Origin of the sequence: Methylophaga sp. UBA1464, assembly GCF_002325665.1 — a bacterium.
GTDB lineage: Bacteria > Pseudomonadota > Gammaproteobacteria > Nitrosococcales > Methylophagaceae > Methylophaga.
Window position 1 is genome coordinate 860 of sequence record NZ_DCSO01000114.1, and the last position, 1,723, is coordinate 2,582.

The window sequence follows — 1,723 nt, forward strand, 5'->3', positions numbered from 1 at the left end:
GCTGACTACATCATCGGCATAATGCCGGTAACCCAACAGGTTTTGACCACGCAATAACATTTGCAGACGCGTATTTGGTAAAACGCCTTTTAATAAACGTAAACGCTGCCAGGGATCTTCTTTCAGATAACGCACGCAGGCATCAAAAGTCGCCCCGCCCCAGACTTCCAATGACCAGTAGCCGACGCGGTCCAGCTTTTCACAGATCGGTAACATGTCATCGGTACGCATACGGGTAGCAATCAATGATTGATGTGCATCACGCAGTGTCACATCGGTAACTTGGATTTGTTTCATTACAATTCTCCGGATCTAACTTGTTTTACCAGCCTGCATGGGCAGCAATGGCCGTAGCCAGGACTAATGCTAATGCGGTGGGATGACGTTTATCTGAATAGGTCAGTAATTCGGGATGGGCAGCCACAAAGCTGGTATCGAACTTTCCGGCTCTGAAATCAGGATGCTTGAGGATTTGCTGATAATAGCTGGCAGTGGTTTTAATGCCATGCAAACGCATATCGTCAAGCGCACGACGGCCACGATCCACCGCATCTTCCCAATCCAATGCCCAGACCACTAATTTCAAACACATCGAATCAAAATACGGTGGGATTTCATAACCTGTATAGATTGCCGTATCCACCCGAACTCCCGGTCCGCCGGGCGCATAGTAATGGGTTATACGACCAAAGCTAGGCAAGAAATCATTTTTCGGATCTTCGGCATTGATACGGAACTGCAAAGCAAAACCACGATAGTGAATATCTTCCTGCCGGTAACGCAGCGTTTCACCGGCGGCTATGCGTAATTGTTCACGGACAATATCAATCCCGGTGATCTGTTCAGTGATGGTATGTTCGACCTGAATACGGGTATTCATTTCCATGAAATACACCTGATTACCGGTCAGCAGAAACTCAACCGTTCCGGCATTTTCATAGCCGACCGCCTCAGTAGCTTTGACGGCCAGCCCACCAATATAATTGCGTTGCTCCGGAGTCAGTTGCGGGCTGGGAGCAATTTCAATCAGTTTCTGATTACGCCGTTGAATAGAACAGTCACGCTCATATAGATGTACAACGTTGCCATGGCTATCAGCCAACACCTGCACTTCGATATGCCGCGGATTCACAATACACTTTTCCATAAACACTTCAGCTGAGCCAAAGGCTTTGGTCGCTTCAGAAATGACCCGGGGAAACTGCTGTTTGAGTTCTGCAGGCGTATCGCAACGACGAATGCCTCGACCACCACCACCGGAAGTGGCTTTGAGCATGATGGGATAACCAATTTCCTCGGCAACCGTTAATGCTTCACTAATATCTTCAAGGTTACCGTCAGAACCGGGAGTGATTGGCACGCCAGCTTCACGCATGCTGTCACGAGCGGCTGTTTTATCGCCCATTTTTTCGATAACCGACGCTTTAGGACCTATAAAGATGATGCCGTTTTGTTCACATAATCGGGCAAACCTGGCGTTTTCAGAAAGAAAGCCATAACCGGGATGGATGGCATCACAGCCCGTCTCTACCGCCAGATTAACCAGTCGGACCGGATCCAGATAGCCTTCCAGCGGGTTTTCGCCCAACGAATAAGACTCGTCTGCACGTTTGACATGAAGGGCATAACGATCCGGTTCGGTATAAATGGCTACAGAACGAATACCCATTTCGGAACAGGCCCGAATGATTCGGACAGCAATTTCGCCACGGTTGGCGATCAG

1 protein-coding gene and 1 pseudogene are annotated in these 1,723 nt (G+C 48.9%); both read right to left on the minus strand.

Features of this window, described 5'->3' with window-relative positions; genetic code table 11:
* Positions 1-297, minus strand: a pseudogene (locus tag B3O33_RS15245) (pyruvate carboxylase subunit B); the annotation flags it as partial.
* 25 nt (positions 298-322) lie between these two features.
* The coding region (locus B3O33_RS15250; RefSeq protein ID WP_292363915.1) for an acetyl-CoA carboxylase biotin carboxylase subunit at positions 323-1,723 on the minus strand (1,401 nt) is incomplete at its 5' end.